Source organism: Chitinophaga sp. G7 BAM 1005 (assembly GCF_057126945.1).
Map to the genome: position 1 here is coordinate 6662033 of NZ_CP181478.1, position 25702 is coordinate 6687734.

Annotated in this window: 27 protein-coding genes; 17 read left to right on the plus strand and 10 right to left on the minus strand. The window is 46.0% G+C overall.

Annotated features, from left to right (window positions below):
* The first annotated feature begins 64 nt into the window (after window positions 1-64).
* Both ACMXI2_RS26810 and ACMXI2_RS26815 read left to right on the plus strand, forming a co-directional pair.
* On the plus strand, window positions 65-817 hold the full coding sequence (locus ACMXI2_RS26810; RefSeq protein WP_483778988.1) for an SDR family NAD(P)-dependent oxidoreductase: 753 nt from the start codon (window positions 65-67) through the stop codon (window positions 815-817).
* Window positions 818-925: 108 nt separating this feature from the next.
* A complete protein-coding gene (locus ACMXI2_RS26815; protein ID WP_483778989.1) occupies window positions 926-1633 on the plus strand; it encodes an alpha/beta fold hydrolase in 708 nt (235 codons plus the stop codon).
* Window positions 1634-1639: 6 nt separating this feature from the next.
* On the opposite strand, the gene ACMXI2_RS26820 is transcribed toward ACMXI2_RS26815, so the two are convergent.
* The gene (locus tag ACMXI2_RS26820; protein ID WP_483778990.1) at window positions 1640-2569 is read right to left on the minus strand and encodes a tryptophan 2,3-dioxygenase family protein; all 930 of its coding nucleotides are present in this window, start codon (window positions 2567-2569) and stop codon (window positions 1640-1642) included.
* Window positions 2570-2633: 64 nt separating this feature from the next.
* On the minus strand, window positions 2634-3101 hold the full coding sequence (locus ACMXI2_RS26825; RefSeq protein ID WP_079471223.1) for an Lrp/AsnC ligand binding domain-containing protein: 468 nt from the start codon (window positions 3099-3101) through the stop codon (window positions 2634-2636).
* Window positions 3102-3530: 429 nt separating this feature from the next.
* Between ACMXI2_RS26825 and trmB the strand changes: the two genes are divergently transcribed.
* The 10 genes from trmB to ACMXI2_RS26875 all read left to right on the plus strand — a co-directional run bounded on the left by trmB (window position 3531) and on the right by ACMXI2_RS26875 (window position 10311).
* Entirely contained in the window at window positions 3531-4238 is a 708-nt protein-coding gene (gene trmB / locus ACMXI2_RS26830; RefSeq protein ID WP_079471225.1) for a tRNA (guanosine(46)-N7)-methyltransferase TrmB, read from the plus strand.
* Entirely contained in the window at window positions 4210-4413 is a 204-nt protein-coding gene (locus ACMXI2_RS26835) for a C1orf53 family protein (protein ID WP_079471226.1), read from the plus strand. Before trmB ends, ACMXI2_RS26835 begins: the two co-directional genes overlap by 29 nt.
* The gene (locus ACMXI2_RS26840; RefSeq protein WP_483778991.1) at window positions 4340-4762 is read left to right on the plus strand and encodes an MGMT family protein; all 423 of its coding nucleotides are present in this window, start codon (window positions 4340-4342) and stop codon (window positions 4760-4762) included. The genes ACMXI2_RS26835 and ACMXI2_RS26840 overlap by 74 nt, the downstream gene beginning before the upstream one ends.
* A gap of 45 nt (window positions 4763-4807) precedes the next feature.
* Window positions 4808-5251 (plus strand): IPExxxVDY family protein, encoded by a 444-nt coding sequence (locus ACMXI2_RS26845; RefSeq protein WP_483778992.1) that lies wholly within the window; start codon window positions 4808-4810, stop codon window positions 5249-5251.
* A gap of 85 nt (window positions 5252-5336) precedes the next feature.
* A complete protein-coding gene (locus ACMXI2_RS26850; RefSeq protein WP_483778993.1) occupies window positions 5337-5567 on the plus strand; it encodes a 4a-hydroxytetrahydrobiopterin dehydratase in 231 nt (76 codons plus the stop codon).
* A 20-nt stretch (window positions 5568-5587) separates the two neighbouring features.
* Window positions 5588-7672: a histidine kinase gene (locus ACMXI2_RS26855; protein ID WP_483778994.1), complete on the plus strand. Its 2085-nt coding sequence runs from the start codon at window positions 5588-5590 to the stop codon at window positions 7670-7672.
* A 28-nt stretch (window positions 7673-7700) separates the two neighbouring features.
* Complete coding sequence (locus ACMXI2_RS26860; protein WP_483778995.1) at window positions 7701-8453, plus strand: LytR/AlgR family response regulator transcription factor; 753 nt, start codon at window positions 7701-7703, stop codon at window positions 8451-8453.
* A gap of 258 nt (window positions 8454-8711) precedes the next feature.
* Window positions 8712-9347: a TetR/AcrR family transcriptional regulator gene (locus tag ACMXI2_RS26865; protein ID WP_483778996.1), complete on the plus strand. Its 636-nt coding sequence runs from the start codon at window positions 8712-8714 to the stop codon at window positions 9345-9347.
* Window positions 9348-9411: 64 nt separating this feature from the next.
* Entirely contained in the window at window positions 9412-10017 is a 606-nt protein-coding gene (locus tag ACMXI2_RS26870; RefSeq protein WP_483778997.1) for an outer membrane beta-barrel protein, read from the plus strand.
* A 120-nt stretch (window positions 10018-10137) separates the two neighbouring features.
* A complete protein-coding gene (locus ACMXI2_RS26875; RefSeq protein ID WP_168771287.1) occupies window positions 10138-10311 on the plus strand; it encodes a hypothetical protein in 174 nt (57 codons plus the stop codon).
* Between the two features lie 70 nt (window positions 10312-10381).
* Here the strand turns inward: ACMXI2_RS26875 and rho are convergent, their stop codons facing one another.
* Window positions 10382-12094 carry a transcription termination factor Rho gene (gene rho, locus ACMXI2_RS26880; RefSeq protein WP_483782417.1) on the minus strand — a complete coding sequence of 571 codons (1713 nt, stop codon included), beginning with the start codon at window positions 12092-12094 and terminating at the stop codon, window positions 10382-10384.
* Between the two features lie 446 nt (window positions 12095-12540).
* On the opposite strand from rho, the gene asnS reads away from it, so the two are divergent.
* The 4 genes from asnS (at window position 12541) to chrA (ending at window position 17497) form a co-directional block, all read left to right on the plus strand.
* Window positions 12541-13980 carry an asparagine--tRNA ligase gene (gene asnS / locus ACMXI2_RS26885; RefSeq protein WP_483778998.1) on the plus strand — a complete coding sequence of 480 codons (1440 nt, stop codon included), beginning with the start codon at window positions 12541-12543 and terminating at the stop codon, window positions 13978-13980.
* Between the two features lie 480 nt (window positions 13981-14460).
* The gene (locus ACMXI2_RS26890; protein ID WP_483778999.1) at window positions 14461-14982 is read left to right on the plus strand and encodes an ExbD/TolR family protein; all 522 of its coding nucleotides are present in this window, start codon (window positions 14461-14463) and stop codon (window positions 14980-14982) included.
* A 43-nt stretch (window positions 14983-15025) separates the two neighbouring features.
* Window positions 15026-15982 carry an isopenicillin N synthase family dioxygenase gene (locus ACMXI2_RS26895; protein WP_483779000.1) on the plus strand — a complete coding sequence of 319 codons (957 nt, stop codon included), beginning with the start codon at window positions 15026-15028 and terminating at the stop codon, window positions 15980-15982.
* A gap of 354 nt (window positions 15983-16336) precedes the next feature.
* Entirely contained in the window at window positions 16337-17497 is a 1161-nt protein-coding gene (gene chrA, locus ACMXI2_RS26900; RefSeq protein WP_483779001.1) for a chromate efflux transporter, read from the plus strand.
* Here the strand turns inward: chrA and ACMXI2_RS26905 are convergent.
* The 4 genes from ACMXI2_RS26905 to ku are packed head-to-tail and all read right to left on the minus strand — an operon-like array spanning window position 17492 to window position 22637.
* Window positions 17492-18841 carry a sigma-54-dependent transcriptional regulator gene (locus ACMXI2_RS26905; RefSeq protein WP_483779002.1) on the minus strand — a complete coding sequence of 450 codons (1350 nt, stop codon included), beginning with the start codon at window positions 18839-18841 and terminating at the stop codon, window positions 17492-17494. The genes chrA and ACMXI2_RS26905 overlap by 6 nt on opposite strands.
* A gap of 16 nt (window positions 18842-18857) precedes the next feature.
* On the minus strand, window positions 18858-19322 hold the full coding sequence (locus tag ACMXI2_RS26910; protein ID WP_483779003.1) for a hypothetical protein: 465 nt from the start codon (window positions 19320-19322) through the stop codon (window positions 18858-18860).
* 28 nt (window positions 19323-19350) lie between these two features.
* The gene (gene ligD, locus ACMXI2_RS26915; RefSeq protein WP_483779004.1) at window positions 19351-21855 is read right to left on the minus strand and encodes a DNA ligase D; all 2505 of its coding nucleotides are present in this window, start codon (window positions 21853-21855) and stop codon (window positions 19351-19353) included.
* Window positions 21852-22637 (minus strand): non-homologous end joining protein Ku, encoded by a 786-nt coding sequence (ku, locus tag ACMXI2_RS26920; protein WP_483779005.1) that lies wholly within the window; start codon window positions 22635-22637, stop codon window positions 21852-21854. Before ku ends, ligD begins: the two co-directional genes overlap by 4 nt.
* A 106-nt stretch (window positions 22638-22743) precedes the next feature.
* On the opposite strand from ku, the gene ACMXI2_RS26925 reads away from it, so the two are divergent.
* Window positions 22744-23091, plus strand: coding sequence for a hypothetical protein (locus ACMXI2_RS26925; protein WP_079471244.1), 348 nt, complete (start codon window positions 22744-22746; stop codon window positions 23089-23091).
* A gap of 39 nt (window positions 23092-23130) precedes the next feature.
* On the opposite strand, the gene ACMXI2_RS26930 is transcribed toward ACMXI2_RS26925, so the two are convergent.
* The 3 genes from ACMXI2_RS26930 to ACMXI2_RS26940 all read right to left on the minus strand — a co-directional run bounded on the left by ACMXI2_RS26930 (window position 23131) and on the right by ACMXI2_RS26940 (window position 25673).
* Window positions 23131-24177 (minus strand): DNA topoisomerase IB, encoded by a 1047-nt coding sequence (locus ACMXI2_RS26930; protein WP_483779006.1) that lies wholly within the window; start codon window positions 24175-24177, stop codon window positions 23131-23133.
* Complete coding sequence (locus ACMXI2_RS26935) at window positions 24170-25036, minus strand: SDR family oxidoreductase (protein WP_483779007.1); 867 nt, start codon at window positions 25034-25036, stop codon at window positions 24170-24172. The genes ACMXI2_RS26930 and ACMXI2_RS26935 overlap by 8 nt, the downstream gene beginning before the upstream one ends.
* An 82-nt stretch (window positions 25037-25118) precedes the next feature.
* Entirely contained in the window at window positions 25119-25673 is a 555-nt protein-coding gene (locus ACMXI2_RS26940; RefSeq protein ID WP_483779008.1) for a YciE/YciF ferroxidase family protein, read from the minus strand.
* Window positions 25674-25702 lie beyond the last annotated feature (29 nt).

The following is a 25702-nucleotide window of genomic DNA, read 5'->3' on the forward strand; positions in this document are numbered from 1 at the left end:
TAATAAAAAAATATGAGGAACATTTCATTGGGCTGTATTGTTTATTAGAGCAAAAAACATTGTTATGAACCAATTGAAAAACAAGGTAGCGCTGGTTACAGGCGCAGGTTCCGGCATCGGCAAATGTGTGGCCGAACTGTATGCCGCCAATGGCGCTGCTGTGGTGCTCAGTGATATTGATGAAAAGGGCGGCAACGCGGTGGCGGATGGCATCAGGAGCAAGGGTGGCAAGGCCATTTTTGTAAAATCGGATAGCAGCAGTCCGTCGGATTGTGAGCAACTCGTATCCAAAACCCTGGCGGAGTTCAAACAGCTGGACATTGCCTGCAATAACGCCGGTATTGGCGGTGCGGCGGCGCCTACCGGCGAATACAAGCTGGAAGAGTGGCAAAAAGTTATTAACATAAATCTCAACGGCGTTTTTTATGGTATGCGTTACCAGTTGCCTGTGATGGAAAAGGCCGGGAGCGGCGCAATTGTGAATATGGCGTCTATACTGGGAGCGGTAGGCTTTGCCGGGTCCTGCGCTTATGTGGCCGCCAAACATGGCGTGGTAGGCCTTACGCAGGCAGCGGCGGTAGAATATTCGGCCAAAGGCATCCGGGTAAACGCTGTGGGGCCGGGTTTTATTGAAACCCCATTATTAACCAAACATCTGAGCCAGCAGGAGATGCAGGCACTTGTGGGTTTGCATCCCATAGGCCGGCTAGGCAAGCCGGAAGAGGTAGCAGAACTGGTATTATGGCTCAGTTCTCCGCAATCCTCTTTCGTAACCGGCAGCTACTATCCCATTGATGGAGCATACCTGGCCAGATGATTTGGTGATGCTGTTTTTTGAGTATTTCAGGGAGATAAAAAATGTTATCTCCCTGAAAAATTCAAACAATCAAACAGGCAAATCCAAAATGTTTGCTAGTTTTAGTCAATGCAAACACATAAACTCCCCATACTTTTTTTACACGGCGCACTGGGCGCCTCTTCTCAATTTGAACCACTGGCTAAGGAAATGTCCAACCATTACGATGTGCACCTGATTAATTTCAGCGGGCATGGCGATGTGCCTTTTTCCGAGCAGGGGTTCAGCATCCAGGTATTTGCGGCGGAAGTATTATCCTATCTTGAAACCCATCAACTCGACTTTGTACACATTTTCGGATACAGCATGGGCGGCTATGTGGCGATGTACCTGGCGAGGCATTACCCGGAAAAAACGGGGCGTGTGATTACGCTGGCCACCAAGTTCAACTGGAATGAGGCTACTGCCGGTAAAGAGATCCGGCAGCTGAATCCGGATTTAATTGAAGAGAAAGTTCCCGCCTTTGCACGGGTGCTGGAGGCAAGGCATACTGCCAGCGACTGGAAAACCGTGGTAACGCGCACGGCGCAGCTGATAGAGGAGCTGGGGCATCAGTCGCTGCTGAAACCGGCAGATTACGCCCGGGTGGTAACCCCTTGCATGCTGATGATGGGCGACCGCGACAACATGGTATCTTTCCAGGAAACCATCGAGGTATACAACGCCCTTCCGCTGGCGCAGCTAACGGTAATGCCGGATACGCCACATCCACTGGAAAAAGCGGATGTTCCGTTACTGGCTTACTATTTAAGAAGATTTACCACGCAGGATATCTGATATTAGTTACTCGCCCATTGCAATTTTGCCCCAGTTGCCGAGTTCTTCATCCGTCCATAGTTCGGGAAAGAAAACGATACGTTTATTTTTTGGAGGCAGGAATTGTTGCCAGTTGGTACCACCTGTGGCGGCGATGTCTTCCGGTTTTTTATGCAGGTATCTTACTGCAGATTTGTAGTGCATCAGCGGCCAGCGCACGTTTACATTGAGATCGTATTCCTTTAGCAGGGGGATTAATTCTGTTTGTTCTGCGGGGGCGAGCTTTTTATAGCTGGCGAGCAGGTTATTGTTTTTATACTCAGTAGCCAGTTTGAGGAAGGTATCCATATATTTCAGTTCAAACTGGCGGAGGGTAAGTGTTTTTTTACCGGTAGCCAGTTCAGTGGCGCCGCTTCTCCAGTAAATTTTGTCCAGCACGTCTTTTAGTTCCAGCCCTTCCACTTCCGGGCGCTGGGATTCATATACCAGGTTATTTAACCGGGTAGAGCAGATTTCGATCATGCGGAACTGTCCGCTCTGGAAGCCACTGGCAGGTAACAGCGCCATGCGGAATTGCAGGAACTGTTCCTTATCCATCCCATCCACCATTATTTCAAATGAGCTGATAAGACTGTGGAAATAGTTATTGATCCTTTTGAGCTGGGTTTTAAATATCTCAGCTGACAGTACGGGTGCGAGGCTGATTTGTTCGATTGCCTGCAACGATAATTTCAGATACAATTCCGTGATCTGGTGATAGATGATGAAAATCCTTTCATCAGGAATTGGTGTGCGTGGATGTTGCAGATTAAGCAGTACATCAAGTTGAATATAGTCCCAATAAGTGAGGTAGTCCGCGTACAGAAGACCATCCAGGTAGGATGACAGGTTCTGCCCCATAGCGGCATACTTTTCTTCCAGCCGTTGAATTTTTTCAGCAATTTCTGTTGTAACCATGATGAAAATTAATAATTAAGAATGAAATGGCAACAGGGGTAAACTTTCCATTCTTAAAAACCAATTACTCCACCACGTTAATTGTTCTGTAGAAGCTTTCTTCGAGGGAAATCAGGGTTTCAGTTCTCTCAATACCTTTAATTTTCTGCAGTTCATCGTGGAGGATACGGCGGAGCTGGGTGATATCTTTACAGATAATCTCAGCAAACATGCTATAACTGCCCGTTGTATAATTAAGGCGCACCATTTCGGGTATCTTCCTTAATTCCTTGGCGACAGTGTCGTACATGGAGCTTTTTTCCAGGTAAATGCCGATAAAAGCGATCACATCATAGCCGATCATTTTTAAATCTACATGTAATTTAGTACCTTTAACTACACCCAGTTCTTGTAATTTCTTCATTCTCACGTGGATAGTCCCGCCGGAAACGAACAATTTCTTCCCCAGGTCGGCGTAGGAGATCTCAGCATTAGACATCATCTCGCTGATAATCTGCAAATCTAGTTTGTCAATATTCAAATTGTGGCTCATTTTTACAATTTGTTTTTGAATGTTTTAAAGTTATATGCAAATATTTAAAAAATATCGAAAATTCCAAAATTCTTCTTAAAAAATTTGCAAGAAAGTCACCTTCTCTTTAGATTTGCATCATAATCATTACGACAACGGCTAACGAAAAGCAATAGCTGGTAACGGTTCAAACACATTGTGGGATGATGAAATTGGCAGACATGCCCTCTTGTCTCGGGGGTGGGGATCACAGGATAAACGTAGTATAATTGGGTTGACCACTAATCTTACTTGTGCTACAGCTAACTGCCCCGTGGAGGTTCGACTCCTCCTCCTACAGCTTAATTGGTTTAAAGAGCTCGTAAGTTATCATGCTTACGGGCTTTTTTATTTGGGGCCCCCTCCCCTAATCCATCCATATTTTCTTCTTTCGGCTTACTTTTGCGGCAAATGGGACAAAAAAAATTACAACGATTTGCTGAAATCGAAACCTTCCCTAATGTACTGATATACCCGGAAGGTATGCAGGGGAAATGGAATGAATTCTTCAAAAACAGCCACCCTGTTACATTAGAGCTGGCCTGTGGTAAAGGAGACTATACCCTGGGTATGGCCCGGCTGTTTCCTGATCAGAACTTTTTAGGCGTGGATCTCAAGGGCAACCGCATCTGGAGAGGCGCTAAAACCGCAATGGAAGAACCGCTGCCAAACGCAGCTTTCCTGCGTACGCAAATAGATAAGCTCAATAATTACTTCGCGCCGGGAGAAATAAAGGACATCTGGATTACCTTCCCCGACCCTTTCCTCCGCAATTCCAAGTCGAAGAAAAGGTTAACACATCCTAAGTTCCTGCAGCTGTTCCAGCCTTTGCTGGCGCCCGGCGCCACTATTAACCTGAAAACAGACTCCCCGCAGCTGTATGCTTTCACCCAGGAAGTAATTGCCGCGGCCGGATGCACGTTGATAGAAGATATTCCTGATGTATACGCATTACCGGAAGTGCCGCCGTTGCTGAGGATCCAGACCTTTTATGAAGGCATGCACCTGGCCGATGGCAGAACGATCCGTTATCTCAAATTTCAATTGCCTGCTGCACCGCTGAACTGGCAAAGCATTAAACTGCCTTCCGATGAAGCAACCGTTGGTGGAGAAGATTGATTTTTACTATAACGCCCAGGGCTATATGGTATTTACCGAAAAATTCCACCTCGACCGGGGCTTCTGTTGTGGCAACGGCTGTAAGCACTGTCCATTTAATTATGAAAAAGTACCCGAACCCGAAAGATCAGCACTCCTTGCCCGCCGCAGGGATGAAGGAAAAGAAGGCCGCTGAGCCGGTTTCTTTTTTTGAAACCGTTTTTAAAATTGCACGTACCATACCACGCGGCCGGGTAACCTCTTACGGCGCCATTGCAGACGCTTCCGGCTTAAAGCTCACCGGCCGCATGGTTGGTTGGGCAATGAATGCAGCCGGCAGCGCCAAACCGCCTGTTCCCGCACATCGCGTGGTAAACAGCAAGGGGGAACTCAGCGGCCGGAGTCATTTTGCTACTCCTACCCTGATGCAGGAATTGCTGGAACAGGAAGGAATAGTTGTAAAAGAAGATAAAATAGAAAATTTTAAAGCCGTATTTTGGGACCCGGGACAACCTTTAAAAAAGGGCAGTAAAAAGAAAAGATAAAATATTAATTCAACATCCGGGCAGGGTGCAGCGCTACTTTTCCATATGACAATACTCAAGCTCAAACTGGACAACGACCAATTGGTAGAGGACTTCTTTGAAAGCACCTACATAATCGGCATCGCTTCCACTACGCGGGATTATCAGTTGTGCTGGCATATTAACCGGCAGTTGCATACCAACTTCCGGGTGAATAACAACCTGGAAATCAACCTGTCTAAAAAAACAAGATCTTTCTATTTCCCCGTATTTGAGTTTCACGAACCTACCAATTCAGTAGCACACTACCTTTATAACAACCGTTGCCAGGCAGAATTCCTGCTGCCTGAACTTAAACAGATCAATTTTCTGTGGATGATCAAGGGTGATTACTACCAACCCGGCGATGTAAAAAAATTATTAGAAGAATTACGCCTTGTTCCGCTTGTACAATTAGTATCTTTACTTGATATCAGAGATATCAAGAATAAGATGAACCTTATTTTTTAGGAGAGGCACGACGCACTAGCGGTAATATTTTGACCAGATTCCATGACAGACCCCGATGTTTTACCTTTTAAATTCCTGATTTTTTATGTGGGAAGAAAGAAATAAACAGCTTTACCGGGCTTTTGAATTCAAAGACTTTCGGGATGCATTTGCATTTATGACCAAGGTTGCACTGATCGCAGAGAAAATGGACCACCATCCCAACTGGAGCAACGTTTATAATAAAGTGGAAATTTTCCTGAGCACACATGATGCCGGTGATATCATCACCGGTAAGGATGAAGCAATGGCAAAAGCTATTGACAAATTGCTATAACCAAACTTATATTACACTTTGTGAAGCGCATTATTCTAATGCTGCTGTTGTATTGTTACACTGCAGAATCCTTTGCCACTATAGATCGTACCCCAGTAGACACACTGATCACTGATACTGCTTTCGCCCCTGCGAATCTGGACCTGCGGCCTTTTTTATATGTGCTGACAGCCGATGAGCAACACCTGATCCCGGAGCAGGCTGCCACCATGCCGTTTGTCCGCCAGGAAAGCATCTTTCATAATAATCCCCAGAATAACGGACGGGTTAATAACTGCTGGCTGCGGCTTATTGTAAAAAATAAAAGCAACAAACCGCTTTCGTGCCACCTGTTTTCCGGCTGGCACGACTATATGTACTGGTACGCGCAATCTCCGGGCGATAAACCCCGGCTGCTGATGCAAACCGGTTTAATGCTGGACAAAGGAGGCGTGGAAAGGTGGAACCACTACGCATTTGCTGTACAGGTACCAGCGGGAGAGCTCCGCACATTTTACCTTCATATCATCAATAAGTCCTACAATGAAGGCGCCCTGATGCCCGCACTTTTCAGCACCGAAGCCTATGGCGCCTTCCGGGACAAACAACTGGACGGTTTCCGCAAAGAGGCCGTGGTAATCCAGGTGCTGCTGGGTATGCTGCTTGTATTTTTTAGTATTTCCATTATTAACTATATCCAGCTACCCGACAAATCGTATATCTATTTTGCAGCCTATATACTTGGATTGATCCTCTTCTTTGCGTTGCGGCTGGAGGATAAGCCTTACCAGTTATCGTTTTTCCACCGCTGGCCCATGCTGAAATACTATTGGGATATCCCCGGCCTGCTGTTTTGCTTTTACCTGATGTACCTGTTATTTGGTAACGCCTTTCTTAACCTCACCGAACGATATCCTTTTATGGAGCGGGCGTTTACCTGGGTAGCGGCGATAGTGGGCGGGCTGATCATCTTATGCGTGTATTTTATCAGGATAGGTCAGTACCATATGCCTACCATCATATACAGCTATGTGTATTTTGTAACGCTGGTACCGCTGCTGGCGGTATTTGTGGCACTGGCGCGGCGTTCCCGCCACCATCCGCTGGTCCGGTTCTTTTTGTATGGATCGGTATGTTTATACCTTGCCTGCCTGGGCTCCTTCCTCATGCATGTGCGGCCGCTGGGCTTACTCAGCGCCCTGGGCGAACTGGCAGCGCCCACTATCCTGCTGATTGGCGGCGTACTGTTGCAGGCCATGTTTTTCCTTGCGGGGTTGAGCTACCGCAATAAACTGGTACACCTGGAAAGAACCCGCACCCAGGAGCTGCTGATTAAGCAGCTGAATAAAAACAAAGAGCTGCAGCGGAAGCTGAATGAGCAACTGGAAGAGCTGGTAAAAGAGCAAACCACCGAGATCCTGCGTAAAAAGCAGGAACTGGACGAGCAGCGAAAGAAGCAGCTGGAAACAGAATATGATAAAAAGCTGACTGAAATCGAGCTTAAAGCCATCCGGGCACAGATCAATCCGCATTTTATTTTCAACTGCCTGAATTCCATACAATTATTTGTGATGCAGCGGGATTATGAGTATGCACAGAAATATCTTTCCGACTTTTCTTACCTGATCCGCAAAACGCTGGACTTCTCCCGGCGTAATTTTATATCCCTGGCAGATGAAATTACCTATCTGAATACTTATCTTGGGTTAGAGAAGATGCGGTTTGAAAACCGGATGGAGTATGAAATAGTAGTAGACCCCGTGATTGCCACTGCCGAACTGGAAATCCCCGCAATGCTGTTGCAACCTTATGTGGAAAATGCCGTAAAGCATGGTATGACGAATCCCAAACAGCCAACAGGAAAGCTTTCCATCTATTTTAACCAGGTGGCTTCAGATATGCTGGAGTGCGTGATTGCAGATAACGGAATTGGCATTGCACGTTCCAAATCGTTGCGTATGCTGCCAAAGCATCACCAGTCGTCCGGCATGGAAATAAGCCAGAACCGCGCTGAGTTACTGAACAAAATGTATAATACTGAAATCCATATAGAAATTATTGACAGATCATCTGAGGATGAATCGGATAGCGGCACGATCGTTAAAATACTGATCCCCCAGTTATAATTTAGTGTATCCGTTAATGTTACTTTTTATGATAAAGGCTATTATAATCGATGATGAGAGAAACAGCCGGGACATCATCGCGTTAATGCTCGGTAAATATTGCCCCGAAATTACGATTGCTGACATGGCCTCCGATTGTGCGGGCGGCATAGAAAAAATAAGAAAGCATCGCCCCGAACTGGTATTTCTTGACCTTGAAATGCCTGATGGTACCGGCTTTGATGTGCTGGCCGGCACTTTACCAGACATCCCTTTTGAAGCGGTGTTTGTAACTGCATTTGAAAAGAAGTTCCTCCATGTGATCCGTTTCAGTGATGTGGAGCTGATATTGAAGCCTATTGACAAAGAAAGCCTGTTGCAGGCCGTGGCACTGATCACAGAACGGATTAACACCGGCGGCAGTAAAGACCGTTACCGTGTATTGCTGGAAAATTTCAATAACAGCAAGCCTGTGGCCTGGCAACTGCTGATCCCTGCTACTAACGGGGAAGCCTATACTATTAATATCCCTGCTATTGAATACCTGGAGGTAAAAGGCGATAATTGTATGTTCCGCTTAAACTCAGGTAAGCTGATTACGGCGGTGCAGTCGTTCCGCTACTATGCCGATCTTTTTACCTCCCTTCACTTCTACCAGATCAACAACAACCAGATGATACAGATATCCAACATCAGCCACCTCGATGGTTCCTCCGGGAAGGTAGTACTGAAAGGCGGTACCACACTGGATATTACCGAAAAAAGGCAACGTGATCTGCTGCATAAAATGGCGCATCATTAGCAGTTCCCGCTTCGTGTATTCCTTCCCGGTAATTATACAATTTCAATTTTTCCGCTGGCATGTTTTCGATTTAGTTAACGATTTGCCAATGTTTTTGTGAATGTGTAAGTATTTCTATGACTTTCCGTTCGTTTTAATGTATTGCGCGAAGGGTACGTAACAATTTCTTAACAAAAAATTTGGTGGTTTTAGTTTTGGTCGTACATTTGACCCGCAAAACAAAATAGTCAAACAGTCAGTTTTGTTTAGCAATACACTATGGCAGAACAGGACCTGAAACGAACAATGATTCTGGAAGCGGCGTTAAAGCGCTTCAAGCGGTTTGGGTTGTCTAAAACTACTATGGAGGAGATAGCCAGGGATCTGGAAATTTCCAAAGGCTCTTTGTATTATTATTTTTCAGATAAAGAATCCATCTATGTGGCGGTGGTAGAGCGCATGATAGCCGATTGTTTTATTGACATGTCGGCATATGTGGAAGAGGCGCCGTGTACCGCGGATATCATGAATCGCTACCTGGCGCTGAAGGAAAAAATGTTGCTGGAATACCATTTTCTGTTTGGCGTAAACGAATGGATCAAGGATGTTCCTTCCAGCAGGATGCGGCAAACGATTGAGTTACTGCAGCAGGTGGAAATCTCTTTTCTTGCTGCTACTATCTCGAAAGGGGTGAACAGCGGGGAGCTCAACAAGGATACGGATACAGCACTCACGGCGCAGTTACTTGTAAATGTATTATTCGGATTATGGGTAATATGGTGCAAGTGGCAGGCGGCAGGTTTTGATCCGCACGACCGGGAAGCCCTGAAATGCTTTATGGATCGTGAAAAACAAGTACTGACCATTTTTTTTAATGGCTTAAGATATCGACCAAACATCAACAAGGATTGCTAAGAATGTATGTAGAAGAACCAATAACACAGGAATAGTTTTAATGAATATTTAAATTTAACGACAGATGAAAAAGTTGATTGTATTGGCCGCAGTAGCACTGTTCGGCACACAAGTAGCAAAGGCTCAGTTTTCGAAAGGCGATGTAATTTTAGGAGGTAATCTGAATGTTACGACCAGCTCACAAAAAGTAAAAGACACAGACAACAAAACCACCAGCACTTCCTTTGGCATCAGCCCGAAAGTTGGTGTAGCACTGACTCCTAACTGGGTTATCGGTGTATTTGCGAGATCAGAATTCAGCAACGACAAAAATGTTGCAGGTGTTAAAACCAAATCATCCGATATCACTCCGGGCGTTTTTGTTCGTAACTACCACATGATCGGTGAAAGCAAATTTGCATTCTTCGCTGAAGCCAATGCCGGCTACCACTTTGGTACAGACAAAACCGATGATACAAAAACAGCTACTTACAATGGTTTCTCCGTTAAAGTATTGCCTGGTATCACTTACTTCGTAACAAAACGTTTCATGCTGGAAGGCGCATTCGGTGGTCTGAGCTACGCTTACGATCAGAAGAAAGCAGAACCAACAGGTGTTAAAACCAACACCAGCACTTTTAACTTCGATTTCCCTAAAGAATTTCAGGTTGGTGTAAACTGGATATTCTAAGCATCGTATGATGTTTTATGTAAGATAGTTATAAGGTTAGATAGATTGGATAATCCCGCCGCAGTACTACTGTGGCGGGATTTTTGCGTTATACCCGTAATTCTGTTTAAAATGACTGTTATGCGAAACCTAAAGTTAGTACTGTCGCTTTTTACCGCCGCTATCATTTACAGCGGTTGTGTAACTACTCATCCGGGAGGCAATCCACATGGGTTACCACCGGGACAACAAAAAAAGATCTATGGAACGAAGTCGGCCAAACCATTTGCACCCGGACAACAGAAAAAACAATAGCATTTTATAAAGGCAAAAACCCGTTACGGATAACCGTAACGGGTTTTTGCCTTTATAAAATAACCTGTTTCTAGCTGTTCATAGAGATCAGGAATTCTTCATTGTTCTTAGTTCCGCGCATATGTTGCAGCATGAAGTGCATAGACTCATCTGTGTTCATATCACCCAGGTGATTACGCAGGATGTGGATACGTTTCAGGGAATCTTTATCCAGCAACAGATCATCGCGACGGGTAGAGGATGCAGAAACATCGATTGCCGGGAAGATACGTTTGTTAGCCAGTTTACGATCCAGCAACAGTTCCATGTTACCGGTACCTTTAAATTCTTCGAAGATCACCTCATCCATTTTAGAACCGGTGTCGATCAATGCGGTAGCCAGGATGGTCAGTGAACCACCATGTTCTATTTTACGTGCCGCACCGAAGAACTGTTTTGGTTTCTGCATGGCGTTAGCTTCCACACCACCGCTCAGTACTTTACCGGAAGCAGGTGCCACGGTATTGTGCGCTCTGGCGAGACGGGTAATGGAATCGAGGAGGATCACCACATCATGACCGCATTCTACCAGGCGTTTTGCTTTTTGCAGTGCGATGGCAGATACTTTCACGTGTTTTTCAGCCGGTTCATCGAAGGTAGAGGCAATTACTTCTGCCTTTACGCTACGTTCCATATCTGTTACCTCTTCCGGACGTTCATCGATCAGCACCACCATGAGGTAAATTTCGGGGTGGTTGGTAGCGATGGCGTTGGCTACTTCTTTGAGTAACATGGTTTTACCTACTTTAGGCTGCGCTACAATCAGTCCGCGTTGTCCTTTACCGATAGGCGTAAACATATCCATGATACGCGTGGAGTAGTTATTGGAAGTAGTGGTTAATCTCAGTTTTTCGAAAGGAAACAGTGGCGTCAGGTAATCGAAAGGTACGCGGTCGCGTACTTCTTCCGGTGACTTGTTATTAATTGTTTCCACTTTCAGCAAAGCAAAGTACTTCTCCCCTTCTTTAGGCGGGCGCACAGAGCCTTTCACGGTATCGCCGGTTTTGAGGCCGAAGAGTTTAATCTGCGACGGAGATACGTAAATATCATCCGGGGAACTGAGGTAGTTATAATCGGAAGAACGGAGGAAACCGTAGCCGTCGGGCATCATTTCCAGTACGCCTTCACTTACAATAACACCATCAAATTCTATATTGAAAACGGGTTCTTTCTTTGTAGGGAAGCGGTTCTTCTGTGCTGCAGGTACTATCGGAATTTCTCCGGGTACTACAAAATCGTCGTCTTCGTCCAGCTCATCTTCTGCCGGAGGAATTACTACCACTTCTTCTTCTTCTTCCTCTTCCGGCTCTTCATCTTCTGTAAAAGAAGGGATAATGATATCGTCATCATCATCGAAAGTGAGGGAAGGGATACTGTCCAGGTCTATTTCAAAATCTTTTATTTTAGGCTTGGCAGAAGTTACCGGTTTTTCGTCTTCATCTTTTGATTTAGTACCGGTAGCTTTTTTTGCTGCAGGTTTCTTAGCAGCTGGTTTTTCTTCAGCGTGAGCAGGTTCTTCAGCAGCGTTGTTTGCTTCGTCTTTCTTTACAGGTTTGCGTTTCCGTGCTTTCTTTTCGTCTCCGTTGGCTTGGTTATCTTCTGAGGCTAATACTGCTTGTTTATCAAGAATTTTGTAGATAAGGTCCTGTTTGTTCAGTTTTTTTGCGTTGGGAACGTCCAGTTTCTCTGCAATATCAAGCAGCTCAGGAACGAGCATGTCGTTCAGTTGTAAGATGTCGTACATCATCTGTGTTGTCAAATTTTAGAAGTGTTGTGAGGCGGGTACCACTGCATACCAACATACACCAATTACAAATAATTGTTTTTGAGTCAATAAATTTAATTAGCTTATTAAATTTGATAGGGAATGATTGAGTTTAGGAACTGCCGATGAAGATGGAAAAATGAACTTAATCAGGCAGAATATACCGCAAGATTAAAACAAGTTTTACTATTATCCAAAAATATTTAAGTGCAAATTGCCCCAAAGTGGCCCCTAAAACCGCTCTTCCCCGGGCTGTACCCTACTGTTAGCCGCACGCTCAAACCCTTGTTTATACTGGGGTAGCGCCTGTTTGCCCCTCTTTTTTAACATTTCCTTTGCAGTAGCCGCCCGGAAAAAGGCCGGAACCCGTACTACATACTATGAAGTTTTCCACTTATTTTTGCAATCCTAAAATTATATATATTATGAGCCAAAGGGTGAAAGTCAAGCAAATCTTGTCAGACGACAAGGCGCATTACGAAGTTACAGTTAAGGGTTGGGTGCGTTCATTCCGCAACAATCAGTTTATAGCTTTGAACGATGGCTCCACCAATAATAATTTACAAATAGTAATTAATACCGAGAATACGGATGCCGCGCTGCTGAAGCGTATCACTACCGGCGCGGCTATCAGCGCTACCGGCGAAATTATTCCTTCCCTGGGTAAAGGACAGAAAGTAGAATTAAAAGCTGCCACCCTGGAAATACTGGGCGACTGTGATCCGGAAAAATACCCGCTGCAGCTGAAGAACAAGCCCAGCCTGGAATACCTGCGTGAAATAGCGCATCTGCGTTTCCGTACCAATACCTTCGGCGCCATCTTCCGTGTACGCCATTCACTGGCATTTGCAGTACACCGCTTCTTCAATGAGCGCGGATTTGTATACCTGCACACGCCTATTATTACCGCTTCCGATGCAGAAGGCGCCGGTGAAATGTTCCGTGTAACCACCCTGGACATGAAAAAACCGCCACTGAACGAAAACGGCGATATTGATTACAAGGAAGATTTCTTCGGCAAATCCACCAACCTCACGGTTTCCGGGCAGCTGGAAGGAGAACTGGGCGCTATGGCCTTTGGCGACATCTACACCTTTGGCCCAACTTTCCGTGCTGAAAACTCCAACACAGCCCGCCACCTGGCAGAGTTCTGGATGATTGAACCGGAAATGGCCTTCTATGAGCTGGACGAGAACATGGACCTCGCGGAAGCATTTATCAAGTCTGTTATCGGCTATATACTTGATAACAATCGTGATGACCTCGATTTCCTGGCAAACCGCCTCGCGGAAGAAGAGAAACAAAAACCACAGCAGGAACGCAGTGAAATGGGGCTGATTGAAAAGCTGGAATTTGTGCTGCACAACGAGTTTGTACGCATCACCTATACAGAAGCCATTGACATCCTGAAAAACAGCAAGCATAATAAAAACAAAAAGTTCCAGTACCTGATCGAAGGCTGGGGCGCCGACCTGCAGAGCGAACACGAACGCTACCTGGTAGAAAAACACTTTAAGAAACCGGTGATCTTAACCGATTATCCTAAAGAGATCAAGTCTTTCTACATGAAGCTCAACGACGACAATAAAACCGTACGGGCAATGGACATCCTGTTCCCCGGCATTGGTGAAATGGTAGGCGGTTCGCAGCGTGAAGAAGACTACGACAAACTGGTAAAACGTATGCAGGAAATGCATGTGCCGGTAGAAGAACTAAGCTGGTACCTGGATACCCGCCGTTTTGGAACTGCGCCGCACGCCGGGTTTGGCTTAGGCTTCGAACGCCTGATGCTGTTTGTTACCGGTATGACGAACATCCGCGATGTAATTGCCTTCCCGCGGACACCGAAGAGTGCGGAGTTTTAGCGGAGGGGCGCCTTCGGCGCCTTTAAATTGTCTTGGTGCAGGATTACGCTGATTATGTTGATTTCGCTGATTTTCCCACCTTCTGTTGTTTGATTTTTTTGGGGAGATAAAAGTGTGATGCTTTTGTCTCCCTTTATTTTTTAAATTTTATAGGATTTTATTTTTATAGATGAAGAAGGGAGATGGAAGCGTGCTGCTTTTATCTCCCTTCCTTATTTTAATCATCTTTAAAATCTAAAAAATAAAATCAGCGTAATCATCTAGTCCTGAGAAAAACAAACTCCGCTTTCATCTCCCCCAAAAAAATCAAACAACAGAAGGTGGGAAAATCAGCGAAATCAACATAATCAGCGTAATCCTGCACCAAGACAATTTAAAAGCGCCGAAGGCGCCCACTCCGCATTTATGGAATACTCCCATCCCCGCATCTATAACACTGAAAGCGCTTTCAACAATTTCGTTTAACCTAAACCGTTATTTATGGCTGAAATAAACACCGCTACGCAGGGAGGTAAAAGAGGCGCCCACAGCAACAAAAAATCTACACGTGTGGATATGACACCTATGGTAGACCTGGGATTCCTGCTGATCACTTTTTTCATGCTCACCACCACAATGGCCAAACCCAAAACGATGGATCTCATTATGCCCAAAGAAGAGGGCGATCCGATGTCGTTGCCGGCCAAAAAAGCGCTGACCGTAATCCTCGGTCCGGACAACCGTATTGCCTGGTATGAAGGCGCCTGCGACGACCCCGCCATGCCGCCGCAGGTACACTACAGCACCTATGCCAACCGTAACGGGATCCGGGATGTGATCATAGCAAAAAAGGCCGCCGTATACGAAGCTTTCCATAAGAATGAGCTGATGGTACTGATCAAAGCAGACAAAGCAGCGAACTATAAGAATGTGGTGGATATGATGGATGAAATGCTCATCAATAAAGTAGACCGCTACGCGATGGTGGATATTAACGATAAAGAGGCCGGCTACTTCAAATGAGCTATTTTTCCCTACCTTTATCGCTCCAAAACAATTATTCAATATGGCAACTACCCACTCTATCCCCTCAGTGGATCTTGCAGACTTCACATCCGGAGATGCAGGACGAAAGGCAGCCTTTGTGCAACAGTTAGGTAAGGCTTATGAAGAAGTTGGTTTTGTAGCGGTAAAGAATCATGGGATTCCTGACGAACTGATTGCTGACCTCTACAAATACGTACAACAATTCTTTAAGCTTCCTGCTGACACCAAACATCAGTACGAAATTCCGGAACTGGCCGGGCAACGCGGTTATACTTCCTTTGGTAAAGAACATGCCAAAGGCTATGATGCCCCGGACCTGAAGGAATTTTTCCAGTTTGGTCAAACTGTGGAAGACAGAGATCCTATCAGTTCGGAATACCCAGCCAACGTACAGGTGGCAGAAGTGCCGGAGTTTACGCCTACTTTCTTTAAAGCATACCGCGGGTTTGAGAAATCCGGTAAATACCTGTTACAGGCCATCGCCCTGTTCCTGGGACTGGAGGAAACCTATTTTGATGATAAAATCCATAATGGTAATTCCATCCTGAGAGCCATCCATTATCCGCCTATTACGCAGGAACCTAAATCGGCCATCCGTGCGGAGCAGCATGAAGATATCAATCTCATCACTTTATTGGTAGGCGCCTCTGCGGATGGTTTGCAGATCCTGGATAAACAAGATAACTGGGTACCGGTTACATCCCTGCCGGAACAGATTGTGGTAAATGTGGGAGATATGCTGCAGCGGTTAACAAATAACCGTTTAAAATCTACCACACACCGGGTGGTGAATCCTCCCCGCGAAATGTGGAATACTTCCCGTTATTCGATTCCTTTCTTCCTGCATCCAAAATCCAATATGAAACTGGACAGCCTGGAAAGCTGCGTTACTGCAGAGCACCCGCTGGCATATGAACCCATCACTGCCGGTGAGTACCTGGATGAGCGCTTACGCGAAATAGGCTTGAAAAAATAAGGGCTATACATAGCAAAGTCCCGGTAAAATTGTTACCGGGACTTTGTAAATATCCTGCGTATAAGCAAGTTTCTTCTTTAACGGTTCTTCCTGATTTGGTTATTCTTTAGATCCGAACATTTTACATGTTGGTGGGGAATTAACCTGTCTGACAAATTGATCACAACGGACAAAAGGCCATATTCGTTATAATAATCACCGATATTACAAGTATTGTGCCTTTATTATTTTGGGGATTACCGATATTAGCAACACGGTTGTATTTTGTCCGGATATTTGATTACCTTATAACCTGTCCAATCGGCATACACTAAAATAACTGTGCTTCTACGTCATATACCTTTTCTTAAAGCTGTGCTATTACATAGCATCACTGCCTACGGAGGCCCGCAGGGTCATCTGGCCATGATGATGAAAACATTTGTACAGCAACGGAAGGATGTAACGGAACAGGAACTGATGGAATACAATGCTTTCTGCCAGCTGCTTCCCGGCGCTTCTTCTTCCCAAACCCTTACCTTAATCGGCTATAAACGCGGCGGTGCAATACTGGCTGTTATTACCCTGCTCATTTGGATTTCTCCGGCCTGCCTGATCATGGGCTCCCTGAGTTTCCTGTTGCAATATTTCGGCAAAAATGCCCTGCACACTGATATTTTTAAGTACGTACAGCCGATGGCGGTAGGCTTCCTCGCATACGGGGGCATCCGTGCTTTCCGGATCAGTATTAACAGTATGGCCACTTTTGCCATCATGGTGGTATCTATGTTCACCGCCTTCTACCTGAAATCGCCGTGGACCTTTCCTGCGCTGATCATCCTGGGGGGCATCGTTTCCAACTTCAGTAACAAACGTATACCCGGGGTGGCGGAAAAGCCCCGTAAAATACAATGGGGAAATATCTGGTTATTTGTGTCGTTGTTTATACTGGCCGGATTCCTTTCTGAGCTGGCACGTACCCACGAGTGGATTACCAGGCGGCCATTTAACCTCTTTGAAAACTTTTACCGTTTCGGCAGCCTTGTATTTGGCGGAGGCGATATCCTGATTGCCATGATGCTGGAACAGTATGTAACCCGCGCCAAATCGCAATACCTTTCCGCAGAAGAGTTGCTTACCGGCGCCGGTATTATGCGGGCGCTCCCCGGTCCTACCTTTTCCATATCTGCCTATGTAGGCGGTATGGCCATGCGTAACCTGGGTATGGGTTACCAGTTCCTGGGGTGTATTATAGCGCCTATTGCCATCTTCCTGCCCAGCCTGTTGCTGGTATTATTTTTCTTCCCCATCTGGAATAACCTGAAAAGATACGTGGTGATATACCGCGCCCTGGAGGGGATTAATGCGGTAGTAGTGGGCATTATGTGGGCTGCCACTTTTATACTCTTTTTTGTGATCCCGATCAACTGGTACAACCTGCTGATCATGGCCAGCACCCTGGCATTACTGTATCTTACCAAGGTGCCGTCACCTTTTATCGTACTGGCGTGCCTGTTACTGGGCTGGCTGTTATGATGCGCTGATATTGTATTCTTTAATTTTATTGTAAAGCGTGGTTAACCCGATGCCCATCAGTTCTGCGGCCCTGGTTTTATTGCCTTTGGCGTGAGCCAGCACCCGGATAATGTGTGCTTTTTCCATATCTGCCAGTTTAAGGGAAGATGCGTCTTCTGCGTTCCCCTGTTGAAAATCAAACGGCAGCACGGGGGTATCCAGTATGTCCGTGTCCGTTAAAATGGCGGCCCTTTCGATTACATTACGCAGTTCGCGGATATTTCCCTTCCAGCTGTGTTGTTGCAGTGCCTGCAGGAAAGCGGGCGTCATCCCGGTGATGCGTTTATTCATTTTAGGCGCTATCTGCTGAAGAAACCAGGTGGCCAGCAGCGGGATATCTTTCCGGCGTTCGTTTAGTGATGGCAGGGAAATCTGGAAGGCAGACAGCCGGTAGTAGAGATCGGACCGGAAATGCCCCGCCGCGATTTCCTGGTCCAGTTGCCGGTTGGTGGCGGCGATGATCCGTACATTTGTTTTAGTGGGTTTTGTTTCCCCTACTTTATAAAACTCCTGCGTTTCCAGCACGCGGAGCATTTTGGCCTGCAGCTCTATGGCCATCTCTCCTATTTCATCAAGAAAAATGGTACCGCCACGGGCTTCTTCAAAAAAACCTTTTTTATCTTTTACGGCGCCGGTAAAGGCGCCGGCTACATGCCCGAATAACTCACTTTCGAGGATCTCTTTTCCAAAGGCGCTGCAGTTAACGGCAACAAAGGGTTGTTGCCGCCGCTGGCTTCCCTGGTGAATGGCCTGTGCAAATACTTCCTTACCGGCGCCGGTTTCTCCCAGCAACAGCACAGTCATATCTGACGGCGCCACTTTTTCCGCCAAAGCAATGGCGGCGCGTATTTCAGAGGATTCTCCCAGGATGCTGCCGAAATTATATTTACCCCCGATCTTCTTTTCCAGGTCGCGGATACGGAACTGCAGGTGTGCCTTATCCAACGCTTTGTTCACCAGCGGGAGGATCCGGTTGTTATCGTCTCCTTTGGTGATATAATCAAAAGCGCCGTTTTTAATGGCCTGTACCCCATCGGCGATGTTACCATATGCGGTGAGCACAATGGTTTCAATTTCGGGGTACCTGGCGCGTATCTGCTGTACCAGTTCCACCCCGTTGCCATCCGGCAGCTTTACATCCGACAGGATCACCTGTATTTCTTCTTTTTCCAGGATCTTTAAGGCAGACCTTATATTGCCCGCCTCATGAAGTGTATATCCTTCCAGGGCCAGCAGGCGGCTCAAAAGCTTGCGGAGCTGGTCCTCATCATCGATTATTAAAATATGGCCTTTAGACATAGCCATGCAAAGATAATAGTTCCTATGGCTTCCGTGATCTATCTGTTTTCTGATTGGGTTTAAAAACCATAGCACCCAGCAGGGCTGCCACTACGCCAACAAAAATATTTACAAATAAAGCATTCCCCAGGAAGTAGATCCAGAAACTACTTTTTACCGTGTCTTCCTCCTGCAGGGCGTGCGATGGGTTTCCACCCACTACCAGGTGAAAAATGAGCAGAAATATAGCGTACATAATAGTGGCTATGATAGTGGTGCGTAAACCCATATTAAAAGACGTCATAGCAGAGTTTTTATCTTTATGTACCCTGTTATAATGAACAATGGAGATCAGCACACCGAGGAACATGATGAGGTTACCGAAATATCCCATCCACAAATTACCGTACAACTTTGTTACATAAAAGAGGAGGGTAAAAACGATGCATATCGCTCCAAGAATGAAACCATACGCCGGTAATGCTTTTGAAGATAAAGGCTTTTCCATAACATCCGTATTTAAATGAACAAAATGATCAGGCGTGCGCATTGCTTTCTACTTCACGGATCACTTTACGCAAGTCATTTTTAACACTTTTAATATCGTGCCACAAGTCGCCAACTTCGTTTATTCTTTCCAGTGAGTTATGAATATTAAAATCGCTGATACGGAGTTTTTCATTCACTTCTTCCCACAGGAGCGGCATAGACACTGTAGCACCGGGTTTAGGACGGGCGGAATAAGGAGATGCTACCGTTTGTCCCCTACTGTTCTGCAAAAAGTCGATATATACTTTTTTATTCCGGGCAGATTTGGCGCGAACCACACTGGTGCTTTTCGGCAACTCCTCATTAACATGGCGTGCAATGTATTCCGCAAGCAGCCGGGTGGTATCATAAGGATGCTTTGCCCCCACAGGTACGTAGATATGTAAACCGGTAGAGCCGGAGGTTTTACAAAAAGAGGTGATGTTGAAATTGTCCAGCCTGTTTTTGATATGCAAGGCTGTTTCTACCACGTATTTAAAATCAATGTCTTCCGGATCAAGGTCCAGTATCATAAAGTCCGGTTTATCGAGGCTGTTTAGCCTCGACAGCCAGGGATTTATTTCTATACAGCCGAGGTTTATCATATAAGCCAGCGTGGCTTCGTTGTTACACACGAGATAGTCTACGTCCTTACCGGTAGAATCTGCACGCAGCGGCACGCTCCTGATCCATGCCGGGGTTTGATCCAGGTCGAGATCTTTCTGGTAAAAAGAAGGTCCTTTGATACCGTTGGGAAAACGGTGCAGCGACAGGGGCCTGTCTTTCAGGTGAGGCAGAATATATTTTGCCACCGACAGGTAATAATCGATCAGTTGTCCCTTTGAGATTTGCTCATCCGGCCAGTATAATTTCGTTTGATTGGTGAGGGATACTTTCTTGCTGTTGAGCGTCAGGGTGCGTTCTTTTTCAATAGTGGTAGCCATGTTTATTTTTTTTGCGGTTTCAGGATGTACTTCTTTTGCCGGTTTATCTTCCCGGAGGCCGAGGAAAACAGGTTGCCTCAGATGTCCGTCGCCTGTCCATTCCTGGAATTTCACTTCACATACCAGCTTCGGCTTTACCCAGGTAACGGGCATATTGGTGCCTACTTTTTCTGAGAAGGGCGACGTTTTGCTGATCAGTGGCTGCAGCCGGTTGTATAGTTCACCGATAGTAGCTTCGTTTAATCCGCCTCCGCAGTGCCCGATGTATTTCAGTTTCTTATTTTCATACATGCCCAGTACCAGGGCGCCTATCTCTTTCCTGCTGCCGCGGGGAGCAGTATACCCGCAGATCAGCGCTTCCTGTTCGTTCACAATTTTTATCTTCAGCCACGACATCCCTCTTCTTCCCTCTTCATACACGCTGTCTGTTTTCTTGGCAATGATGCCCTCCCACTGTTGCTTCCGGGCTTTCTCAAAAAAGCTAGTCCCCTTTTTTAGCACATGAGAAGAGAAACGGACTATTTTATCATTTAATTCCGTTATTACATCTTTCAACAGGCTTTTCCGTTCCAGCAGGCTCAGGTGCTGCAGTTCATTCCCATCGAGATGAAGCAGGTCGAACACCACGTATACCAGTTTTCCTTTACCTGTAGTCCGGTAATTCTGCAGGGCTTGAAAGTGGGATCTGCCTTTATTATCCAGTACAATAATCTCTCCGTCCAGCACCACATTGTGCGAAATTTTCTCTACGGCAGCCACTACCGCGGGATAGTCATTGTTGAATGATTTCTCGTTGCGCGAATATAAAGTTGCCTTGTGGTTTTCCACGCTGGCAATGGCCCGGTAGCCATCCCACTTTGTTTCAAAGAGCCAGTCGTTCCCATCAAATGGTTCACTGACAAGGGTTGTCAGCATGGGCTTATATACTTTCTTTATCCGCTGAACAGCCCGGGTTGTTTTGTTTTTTGACTCACCTGTTACTTTTTTTTTTGCCACCTTCGTGGCCGCTTTATTCTTTTCTCCCTGTGCTTTTATTCTTTCCGGCGTATAGTCTTCGCTGTTATATTCATCTACTGCGTACTTATCTTTATGTTTGATGAGCAGCCAGGCATTCTCTTCGCGTCCTTTCATCTTCACAAGGGCAAATTCGCCCTTTAGTTTCTTCCCTTTCATTACAATTTTAAGATCGCCGGATTTCAGTTCCCGGAGGGCTTCTTTATCAAAACTTTTCCCATCGGGATTCATCAGTTCAAAGGTGCCTTTGTCCCAGATGTACACCGTACCCGCGCCATAGTTACCTGCCGGGATGGTGCCTTCAAAATCCTTGTAATCGTAGGGATGGTCTTCTACTTCCATTGCCAGCCGTTTATCTGCCGGGTTCATGGACGGACCTTTGGGTATTGCCCAGCTTTTCAGCACGCCATTTACTTCCAGTCTGAAATCATAGTGCAGCCGGGAAGCATGATGGCGCTGTACCACAAAAATGTGTTTCCCCGCCACCGGTTTACCGGTAGCAGGTTCGGTGGTTTCCGTGAAGTTTCGTTTCTTTTTGTATTCCGACAGGCTCATGATGCGCGTTTTTTAGTGGCGGGTTTACCTCCCAGGCTGGCTTTCAGCTGATCGAACAGGTTATCGCTCTTGGTGTGTACCACACGCATTTTCTTCACTACGGACTTTTTACCACCGGCTTTAGCCTTGATAATTTTCAGGAGTTCCGCTTTATATTCATCTTTATACTGACTGATATCAAATTCGGTCGTGTATTGTTTTACCAGTTCTATGGCCATATCCAGCTCTTTCTTTGCCAGTTTCACCTGTGTTGGCAGGGCAAGATCGCCGGAGGGGCGGATTTCTTCCGCAAAGCGGAGTTGTTGCAGCAGCAGGTAATTTTCCCTTGGCCGGATTACGGCCAGGTGTTCCTGGGTACGCAGCACAAACCTGCTGATGCCCGCCTTACCCGTTTTTTCCAGGGTTTGTTGCAGTAAGGCATAGGCCTTTTCGCCTCCTTTGGCGGGTTCAATGAAATAAGGATTTTCAAAATAGATATCATCGATTTCTGTTTCTTCCACAAAAGATTCTATTTCGATGATCTTACTTTTTTTAGGGCTGGCTGCTTCAAAATCTTCATCTTCCAGTATAACATACTCATCTTTATACAGATAGCCTTTTACAATCTGTTCCCAGGGTACCTCTTTACCTGTATTTTCATTGATACGCTGGTATTTTATATGCGCCCCGTTTTTGCTGTCCAGCATGTCCAGGTCCAGGCGGCTGTCCTGTGTGGCGCTGAATAGTTTTACCGGGATATTTACCAACCCGAATCCGATGGATCCTGACCATATAGCTCGCATAAAATGATAGTTTTGGTATTAAATAAAGTTAACACAAATGGTACCATGATCTTAAAACATCGCGGCATAACTTTTGGTTTTTGGAGTTTAACTAAAACCTTATTTTATGGAAAAGCCAGGCGAAATGACAACTTTATCAAGGGTATTGGAAAAGCTGCATGAGAAAGGGTTTGATCATGAGTTAAAGATGAGTGATCACGGCAGGTTACAGAATACGGATGAGCAGAAGATCTATAACCCGGAAGACCTGACTATCATTAAAACCTATCGTTTTGAGGGAGAGTCAGATCCTTCAGATTCCTCCATTTTGTATGTAATGGAAGACCAGGATGGCAATAAGGGCTACATACTGGACGCTTACGGCGCTTACAGTTCACACGAAGAGGCAGGTTTTGACGAATTTATCCAGAAGATCAAAGTAGAAGACAGAGAAGATCAGCTGATATTCGGGTAGCCGGCATAGCAGGCGGCTTTACCTGCTACAGGGCTTCCTTCAGAATTGCATGAGCAACTTTTCATCCGCAGTAAACCCGCCACTGGCGGGTTTACTGCGTTTAGCCCTCAGTTGTTGCAGCCAGGGTTCCAATTCGCCGGTTTCGTAGCTGTTAAGAATTTGCGGATGGATGTAATATTTCCTGCACACGGCGCGGGTATTCCCCAATTTGCCCGCCACACCGTCGATTATCGCTACAATGTTCCGGCGGCATTCTGTAACGGATTCAAACGGTGTGAGGTCTGCCAGGAGATTTAGTGCGTTTACCGTACCGGCCCAGGTGCGGAAGTCTTTACAGGTAAATTCATTTTCTGCGCAGCACTGCTTTATATATTCATTTACTTCTCCGGAATCGAGGGCTTTGTGTTCGCCGTTTTCATCATAATACTGAAACAATACCTGGCCGGGAATGTCCTGTACTTTTTTCAGCAGTTTTGCAGGTGCGGCGTCATGAAGTGCTATTTTATGCTCCACTCCTTTTTTTCCCCGGAACTGAAAGAATGCTTTGTTACCGTTGATCTTCACATGTTTATTCCGCAGGGTGGTAAGTCCGTGTGAGCCGTATAACCTTTCATAGGAGGCATTGCCCACGCGGATCAGTGTTTCCTCCATCACGGACAAAGCAATGGCAATCACCTTATTTTTATCCAGTGATGTTCGTTTTAAATCTTCGTGTATACGTTTCCGTATTTCCGGTAATTTTTCGCCGAACTGCCGGAGGCGGTAGTACTTGGTTTCATTGCGGGCTTTGCCCCATTCAAGATGATAACGGTACTGTTTGCGTCCTTTCACATCGGTGCCGGTGGCCTGCAGGTGGCCATTGGCCCAGGTGCAGATCCATACATTTTCCCAGGCGGGCGGCAGCACCAGTTTCCGGATACGGTCCAGTACTTCAGTGTCTTTCACTCTTTTGCCGGCGGAGTCGAGGTAGATAAAGTCCTTCCCTTTGCGGACGCGTGTATACCCGGGCGCATTTGCTGTAACGTACCGTAGTTTCACTGACCGGGCTACGGCCACGGGGTCTGTTATCAGCTCTATGCTAACCATTTATGATTTCCCCTCCATTGGGATGCAGGATCTGACCGGTGAGATAACTGGCTTCATTGCTGGCCAGGAATACATAGCAGGGGGCTACTTCCACTGGCTGACCAGCGCGTTTCAGCGGCACATCTGTACCAAACTTTGCCACTTCCTCCGCAGTAAAAGTGGCGGGGATGAGCGGGGTCCAGATGGGGCCGGGCGCCACGCCGTTTACCCGGATTCCTTTTTCAGACAGGGAGGCGGATAAAGACCTTACAAAAGCAACGATGGCGCCTTTAGTGGAACTGTAATCAATAAGATGACTACTGCCCCGGTAAGCGGTTACAGAAGTGGTACAAATAATACTTCCGCCTTTGGGAATGTATGGCAGGGCCGCTTTCGTAAGATAAAAGTGCGGATAAATATTAGTTTCAAAAGTTTTATGCAACTGGGCGGCGCTGATATCCCCGATACTTTCCTGCGGGTATTGTACCGCCGCATTATTTACCAGTATATCTATCTTTTTAAACTTCTTTATTACCTTTTTAACAATATCGTTACAATGCTTTTCATTGCTGATATCGCCCGCAATGAGCATACATTCCCGGCCGGTGAGGGTAATGTGTTCACAGGTAATTTCTGCGTCTGTATGCTCATTAAAATAAGCAATGGCTACATCCGCGCCTTCTTTGGCAAAGGCCACTGCTACAGCGCGGCCAATACCACTGTCGCCGCCGGTAATAACGGCCACCTTGTTATGCAGTTTACCATTTTTTGTGTTGCTTTTCTCGAACACGGGAGCCGGGTTCATCACGTCTTCCAGTCCGGGTTGCACGGATTGTTTCCGGGCTGGCCTCACTGGTTTTTTGGGATTGGATTTTTGCATATCACCGGGTTAAAAAAAGTCCCTGTTTATGCAGGGACTTTTGCAGTTTTCATTAAACACAATTATACAAATCATCGTTAACCTATTCTGCCGCAGCTTCCTCGTTTACAGTAGATTCAGCTACTTCTGTAAGTAAGCTGTCGGCATTCTTTTCTTCTTTCAAAGTTTGCTCCAGTAATTTCGCAACCTGTGAATGGCCCATTACATTGGCGAGTGTGCGTAAACTGCCATAGGCGGATATTTCGTAGTGCTCAATTTTCTGGGAAGCAATGATAATACCAGCGTCTCTCACGGCGGTGTCTTCGTCGGTATCTGCTACAACTTCCTGTCCTTCGGCAATCAATCCTTCCATTGCTTCGCATTTTTTTGCCTGTGGTTTTCTGCCGAGTAATTCAAATACCTGTTCCAGTCTGGCTACATGCTCTTTTGTTTCTTCCAGGTGATTTCCTATGCAGGTACTCAACTCATCCGAGGTAGCAGCTTTCTGCATTTTGGGCAGTGCTTTTACCAGGTTTTTTTCTGCCCAGTAGATGTCTTTTAATTCTTCCATAAACAGTTCATGGAATCTGGAGTCCGGCATTTTTTCGCTGCCTGCTTTTCTTGCGGCGCCGTTGCCGGCTGATTTAGTGGTAGGCATTGTAACAGGTTTTTTTAGATGAAAGAATG